At 62.1% G+C, this 6903-nt stretch carries 8 protein-coding genes; 7 read left to right on the plus strand and 1 reads right to left on the minus strand.

The genetic code is table 11. The features are described 5' to 3' along the window. Nucleotides 1–1311: IS1182 family transposase (locus CRO48_RS31125; protein WP_097143507.1), on the minus strand; the 1311-nt coding region annotated here is incomplete at its 3' end. Nucleotides 1312–1512: 201 nt separating this feature from the next. Between CRO48_RS31125 and CRO48_RS31130 the strand changes: the two genes are divergently transcribed. The 7 genes from CRO48_RS31130 to chrA all read left to right on the plus strand — a co-directional run bounded on the left by CRO48_RS31130 (nucleotide 1513) and on the right by chrA (nucleotide 6767). Continuing rightward, nucleotides 1513–2259: a sulfite exporter TauE/SafE family protein gene (locus tag CRO48_RS31130; RefSeq protein WP_035224510.1), complete on the plus strand. Its 747-nt coding sequence runs from the start codon at nucleotides 1513–1515 to the stop codon at nucleotides 2257–2259. 137 nt (nucleotides 2260–2396) lie between these two features. Further along, complete coding sequence (locus tag CRO48_RS31135) at nucleotides 2397–2768, plus strand: ArsR/SmtB family transcription factor (protein WP_035224511.1); 372 nt, start codon at nucleotides 2397–2399, stop codon at nucleotides 2766–2768. Beyond that, nucleotides 2761–3288: an arsenate reductase ArsC gene (locus tag CRO48_RS31140; protein ID WP_035224513.1), complete on the plus strand. Its 528-nt coding sequence runs from the start codon at nucleotides 2761–2763 to the stop codon at nucleotides 3286–3288. Before CRO48_RS31135 ends, CRO48_RS31140 begins: the two co-directional genes overlap by 8 nt. A gap of 8 nt (nucleotides 3289–3296) precedes the next feature. After that, nucleotides 3297–3722: an arsenate reductase (glutaredoxin) gene (gene arsC / locus CRO48_RS31145; protein ID WP_035224516.1), complete on the plus strand. Its 426-nt coding sequence runs from the start codon at nucleotides 3297–3299 to the stop codon at nucleotides 3720–3722. Between the two features lie 9 nt (nucleotides 3723–3731). Next, nucleotides 3732–4787 (plus strand): ACR3 family arsenite efflux transporter, encoded by a 1056-nt coding sequence (gene arsB / locus CRO48_RS31150; RefSeq protein ID WP_035224518.1) that lies wholly within the window; start codon nucleotides 3732–3734, stop codon nucleotides 4785–4787. Continuing rightward, nucleotides 4787–5503: an arsenical resistance protein ArsH gene (arsH, locus tag CRO48_RS31155; RefSeq protein WP_097143508.1), complete on the plus strand. Its 717-nt coding sequence runs from the start codon at nucleotides 4787–4789 to the stop codon at nucleotides 5501–5503. Before arsB ends, arsH begins: the two co-directional genes overlap by 1 nt. 64 nt (nucleotides 5504–5567) lie before the next feature. Then, nucleotides 5568–6767: a chromate efflux transporter gene (chrA, locus tag CRO48_RS31160; protein WP_035224524.1), complete on the plus strand. Its 1200-nt coding sequence runs from the start codon at nucleotides 5568–5570 to the stop codon at nucleotides 6765–6767. Nucleotides 6768–6903 lie beyond the last annotated feature (136 nt).

Consider the following 6903-nt stretch of genomic DNA (forward strand, 5'->3'; position numbering starts at 1 on the left):
CAGGAAGCGGCCTCCGCCAGACATTCGCTTGATGGTGCCGAAGGGATGCTCCACCGTGCAGCGCCGGATCGTCATGAGATCAGGGTTCTCGTGAACCCGACGTTCCATCCGATCGAGCGCGCCTTGATCCACGAGCCTGTGAATGGTGCGCTGATATCCTGGCGTACACCGCGGCTTGATGTGGCAAGTCTGGCACGCGGGCGTTCTGTAGCGGATCGCCCGATTTCGGGTATGTTTGCCCTTGGGATGCATGGTTTCACCAGCCGGGCAGCAGATCGTGTCGGTTTCCTCGTCATGGACGAACTGCACAGGGCGGAAGTATTGCGCGCTCATGGCGCCGCGCTTGATCGGAGCCGCTACTCGTACACCGTCTTGCTCGCAGCGCGCGACCTCCTGCGCATTCGAATAGCCTCCGTCCGCCAGCACTTCGAGTTGGTCAACGTCGAGCACTTGCTTTACCGCAATAGCCATTGGATGCAGCAACTGGCTGTCGTTGGCTTCGTTGGCGACGTCGTTGTGAATGATCAGGCCGCTTTCGACATCGACAACACTCTGGAGATTATAGGCTGGGAACTTCGGCGCCCGGCCATATCCCATTGGTCGTGCATCCGGTTCTCCGAAGACCACGACGTTGGTATCATGCTCAGCGAGCTCGGCCTGCCGCTTTTCCAAGCGCTGCTTGCGGCGTTCGAGCGACGCGATCGCGCCGGCAAAAGCCGCGCGATTGACCGTCTGATCGCGCGCGTCCGCCGGGTGTTGATCCGCTATGTTGAGACGGTCGAGATAGTAGGCGATTTCTGTTTCGGTGTGAGCGATGTCGCGTGCCAGACGATCTGCTCCTGCGATGTTCTTCGCGCTGGCAACCGCCCGCATCTTGGTCCCGTCCAGCGCCACCTTGCCGGGAGTGACAAGGCCGTTCTCGCGACAGAATCTGATGAATGCGGCGCCCGTGGCGATGATCGCTTCGGGATTATCGTGCCGGAACGCTGCGATGGTCCGATAGTCCGGGGTCATCCGCCGCATCAGCCAGATGGCCTCCAGGTCGCGCTGGCAGGCGCGCTCCAACTGGCGCGAAGAGCGTAACTGGTTCAGGTAACCCCAGATATACAGCCGCAGCATATCGCCTGGATGATAACCGGGTCGCCCCGTTGCGGCCGAGATAGTGCGCTCAAAGCCAAGCGCCGTGAGATCGAGGGTTTCGACGAAGGCGTCGACGACCCGGACGAGAGATTCCTGCGGCACGTAGTCATCGACGCAGGCAGGTAAAAGAAGCGGCTGGCTTCGGTCATATCCCTCAATAAAGCGTCCCATTGTGCCTCCGTGCCGCAAGTAATGAAGTGTACCATCCTTGGGCAAATAACCCCAGTAAATGCTTGGCAATACGAGCAATATCTACTGCGGTCGCCACCAGAACATATTGCTCGCACCAGTCTGGTGGTAGACAAAGAAGTATCGGGGAACGCGCGCGCTGTCGCACGCTCGGGATGCGGACCATGATGAGGTTCTGGCAAGGTGGAATTGGATGGACTCTGGCTCGCGGTGGCCTTCTTCCTCATCGCACTGATCTATGCGTCGGTCGGCCAGGCCGGGGCGTCTGGCTACATCGCGATCATGGCGCTGGTCGGCTTTGCGCCGTTGGCGATGAAGACGACCGCGCTCGCCCTCAATCTGCTGGTCGCAGCAATCGGGACAGCCATGTTCCTGAAGGCTGGAAGGCTGTCGTGGCGAAGTGTCTGGCCTTTCGCGATCTTGGGCTTCCCGTTCTCGCTGCTTGGCGGATCTGTCCAGCTACCCCCGGATATCTATTATCCGGTCGTCGGGGTGGTTCTCGTCCTGTCGGCCGTCCAGATGGCGCGGACGGCCCTTCGTAGATCTGGATCATCTGCTGACCTGCCAATCGATCCGCCCTTCATCCCGGCACTGGCAACGGGTGCGATCATTGGCTTCATATCCGGCACGACAGGGACCGGAGGCGGCGTATTCCTCGCGCCGGTAATCCTCGCGATGAACTGGGGTACAGCACGCCAGACTGCGGCGACAACCGCCGTCTACAACCTGATGAACTCGGCTGCCGCACTGCTTGGAGCCTATGCCTGGTGGGATCAGATCCCGAGTGCGCTACCCGGGTGGCTGATCGCCGTCGCTGTTGGCGGCTCGCTCGGGGCCTTCATCGGTAGCCGTTACCTACCCGAACTATGGTTGCGCATCATTCTGGCGGTAATCCTTCTCGCCTCGGGCGTGAGGCTGCTGTTCGGGTGACGGCCAGCTTTACCTGTCACAACCGAGTTTCAGCGATCTCCCCACCGTGATGCGATTATCACTGGTTACCAGATGAGGTGAAAACTATGGATCGTCCCGGTCTAGACTTCAGCCCATATGTCGATTAGTCTCGACATATGGAATCAGAAAACGCCATCCTTGCTTTCGCCGCGCTCGCGCAACCGACCCGCCTCGACGTCTTCCGCCTGCTGATGGAGCATGAGCCGGACGGATTGCCCGCGGGCGAAGTCGCCCGCCGGTTGGATGTCCCGCACAACACCATGTCCACGCATCTGGCGACGCTGACGCGCGCCGGTCTGATCGATGCCGAGCGGCACAGCCGCTCGATCATCTATCGGGCGCGGCTTGACGCTGTGCGGGAGCTCGCGGGCTTTCTCGTCAAGGATTGCTGCGGTGGTCGCCCGGAAATCTGCGCGCCGCTGATCGCCGATATTTCCCCTTGCTGCCCACCGCAAACCTTCGCCGCCAAGGAGGCCACCCATGACTGACCGCATCTACAATGTTCTGTTTCTCTGCACCGGCAACTCGGCGCGCTCGATCCTCGCCGAGAGCATCCTGAACAAGGATGGCGAGGGTCGATTTCGTGCCTTCTCTGCCGGGTCGCAGCCGAAGGGCGCGGTCAATCCCTTTGCGCTGAAGGTGTTGCGGAGCTTCGACTACCCCGCCGAGGGCTTCCGCTCGAAAGGTTGGGAGGAGTTTGCCGAGACTGATGCTCCTGTCATGGATTTCGTGTTCACCGTCTGCGACAACGCTGCCGGCGAAGCCTGCCCGGTCTGGCCCGGCCAGCCCATGACCGCCCATTGGGGGATCGAAGACCCCGCCACCGTCGATGGGCCGGACATTCAGAAGGAAGCCGCCTTCGTTGCGGCCTTCCGCTACATGAAGAACCGCATCGCGGCCTTCACGTCCCTGCCGGTCGCCAGTCTCGACAAGGCGTCGCTGCGCACGAAGCTGACCGAGATCGGCCAGTCTGAAGGCGCGTCGTCTCCACGTAACAGCGCGGCGTGAGGCGGCCCATGGACGTTATCATCTATCATAACCTGGATTGCGGCACCTCGCGCAACACGCTGGCAATGATCCGCAATTCGGGCATCGAGCCGCATGTCATCGAATACCTGAAGACACCACCATCAAGGGACATGCTGACCCAGCTTATCACCCGCATGGGCGTATCGGTGCGGGAGCTGCTGCGTGAGAAAGGCACACCCTATGCGGAACTGGGCCTTGGCGACCCGGCGCTGAGCGACGCGCAGTTGCTCGACGCCATGATGGCGCATCCCATCCTGATCAACCGGCCCATCGTCATCAGCCCGAAGGGCGTTCGGCTTTGCCGACCGTCCGAGGACGTGCTCGACCTCCTGCCGCCGCAGCACGGCGCGTTCGTCAAGGAAGACGGCGAGCGCGTGATCGGCGAACACGGCCGGCGCGTCGCAACGGCCTGAGGGGATCCTATGTCTACCTTCGAACGCTACCTGACCCTCTGGGTCGCCCTGTGCATTGTCGTCGGTATCGCACTTGGCCATTTTCTGCCGGGCGCATTTCATGCCATCGGCGCGATGGAAATTGCTAAGGTCAACCTGCCGGTTGCCGTGCTGATCTGGCTGATGGTCATCCCCATGCTGCTCAAGATCGACTTCGCCGCATTGGGCGAGGTCAGCCGGCACTGGCGCGGCATCGGCGTGACGCTGTTCATCAACTGGGCGGTGAAGCCGTTCTCGATGGCGCTGCTGGGCTGGCTGTTCATCGGCTGGCTATTCCGGCCATACCTGCCTGCGGACCAGATCGACAGCTATATTGCCGGCCTCATCATCCTTGCCGCCGCGCCATGCACGGCCATGGTGTTCGTCTGGTCGAACCTCACAAAGGGTGAGCCCCATTTCACGTTGAGCCAGGTCGCGCTCAACGACGCCATCATGGTCGTCGCCTTCGCGCCCATCGTCGGCCTGCTGCTTGGCCTGTCGGCCATCACCGTGCCATGGGGCACGCTGGTGCTTTCGGTCGTGCTCTACATCGTCATTCCCGTCATCATCGCACAGATCATTCGTCGCCGGCTTCTGGCGAGCGGCGGGCAGACCGCGCTTGACAGGCTTCTTGCAAAGCTCGGTCCGGCGTCTCTCGTTGCGCTGCTGGCGACACTCGTTCTCCTGTTCGGGTTTCAGGGCGAGCAGATCATCGCGCAGCCGGCAATCATCGGTCTGCTGGCCGTGCCGATCCTGATTCAGGTCTATTTCAACGCCGGCCTTGCCTATCTGCTCAACCGGCTTGCCGGCGAACAGCATTGCGTTGCCGGTCCCTCGGCGCTGATCGGCGCATCGAACTTCTTCGAACTGGCGGTCGCCGCCGCCATCAGCCTGTTCGGCTTTCATTCGGGTGCGGCGCTCGCCACGGTTGTCGGCGTGCTGATCGAGGTGCCGGTGATGCTCTCGGTCGTCTGGATCGTGAACCGCTCCAAAGGCTGGTATGAACGCGGCGGCAAAGTCTCCAGACTGGCGGAGGCGCATCGCTGATGCCGGACGAGCTTCCCAATCTTGATGCCGGTTGCGCTGATATTCCCGGCATTGACCGGCTGCGCGCAGCAACGCCCTCGACCCATCCACCGCGTATCCTGCTGCTTTACGGCTCGCTCCGGGAGCGATCTTACAGTCGCTTCCTGACATTCGAAGCCGAGCGTCTGCTCAAGCATTTCGGGGCCGAAACACGTATCTTCGATCCGTCCGGCCTGCCGCTGCCGGATGGGGCTGAGGTCAACCATCCCAAGGTGCAGGAACTGCGCGAGCTCTCGCTCTGGTCAGAAGGTCACGTCTGGACCAGCCCGGAGCGTCACGGTGCGATGAGCGCGGTGATGAAGGCGCAGATCGACTGGATTCCCCTTTCGGTCGGCGCGGTAAGGCCGACGCAGGGCCGGACACTCGCCGTCATGCAGGTCTCCGGCGGCTCGCAGAGCTTCAACGCCGTTAACCAGATGCGCGTGCTCGGCCGTTGGATGAGGATGGTCACGATCCCTAACCAGTCCTCCGTCGCCAAAGCCTTTCAGGAGTTCGACGAGGCGGGCCGGATGAAACCGTCCTCCTATTATGATCGAGTGGTCGACGTGATGGAGGAACTGATGAAGTTTACGCTTCTGACGCGCGACGTCTCACCCTACCTGACTGACCGCTATTCCGAGCGAAGGGAGAGCGGCGAGGCCCTGATGCGGCGAGTCAATCTGACGGCCGCAACCTGAAATCCAAACAACGCCGTTCGTATCTTATCGTCGGCGAAAGTGATCAATCAACGAGACCGAGTGAATGGATCAAAGCCACCGGCAGTCAAAGGCCAGCGTCGCCGAAGTTTTCTGCGTTTTCCTGAAGCTGGGGCTCACCTCCTTCGGCGGTCCGATCGCGCATCTGGGGTATTTCCGGGACGAATTGGTGACGCGAAGAAAATGGCTGAACGAAAGCGCCTATGCAGACTTGGTGGCGCTATGTCAGTTCCTGCCCGGCCCGGCCTCCAGCCAGGTTGGCTTTGCGCTTGGCCTGACGCGGGCGGGATGGCTCGGCGCATGTGCGGCTTTCCTCGCCTTCACCCTACCATCGGCCCTGATCCTTCTCGCGCTCGCCATGACGGCAACGCGGCTCGAAAGCCCGCTTGCGCTTGGCGCCTTGCATGGTCTCAAGATCGTCGCGGTCGCCATCGTCGCGCAAGCCGTGTGGGGCATGGCGAAAAATCTTTGCCCCGACAAGGAGCGCGCCACCATCGCGGTCGTGGCCGTGTTTCTGCTTGCCTGGGCGCCGGGCGCCATCGGAATGATGGTCGCCATACTTCTGGGTGCAATTGCCGGGTTGGTCCTCAGCAAGGGAAAGGTCGCGGTCGGCGACCCTCTGCCGGTCCCTGTCTCCCGCAAGGCCGGCCTGACAGCCTTTGCACTGTTCGCCGCTTTGCTGATTGGCCTGCCGATCCTGGCCGGGCAAGCGCAAGGATGGGCGCTCGCCGACAGCTTCTACCGCGCGGGCTCGTTGGTTTTCGGCGGCGGCCATGTGGTGCTGCCGCTCTTGCAGGCCGAAACCGTTACGCCGGGATGGGTGTCCGACGACGCCTTTCTTGCGGGCTATGGCGCGGCGCAGGCCGTGCCGGGACCGCTCTTCACCTTCGCCGCCTGGCTCGGGGCGGTAATGGGACCGGCGCCGAACGGCGCGGCCGGCGCCGCAATCGCGCTTGTCGCACTCTTCCTGCCGGGCTTCCTGATCCTGATCGGCGCGCTGCCCTTCTGGGATCAGTTGCGCCGCACGATATGGGCGCAGTCGGCTATGCAAGGCGCCAACGCCTCAGTCGTCGGGATCCTGGGCGCGGCGTTGTATACGCCTGTCTTCACCAGCGCGGTCGGCGGCATGCCCGATTTCGCGTTGGCCCTGGTTTGCTTCGTGGCGCTGATGGCCTGGAAAGTCCCGCCATGGGTTGTCGTATTGCTGGCCGCCGTGGGCGGAGCTGCGCTTGGCCTGATGATGTGAGGCAGTTTTGGAAAGCTCTCGAGCGTTTAGTTTGTTGGACCGAGGACATTGACCGAACCAAAGCTGACTCGCCGGGTCGCCACTTGGGCGTAGCGTCCAAGCTCAGCGACATCAGGATGAGTTTCTGCACAGCCTG

It is taken from the genome of Rhizobium subbaraonis (genome assembly GCF_900220975.1).
GTDB lineage: Bacteria > Pseudomonadota > Alphaproteobacteria > Rhizobiales > Rhizobiaceae > Mycoplana > Mycoplana subbaraonis.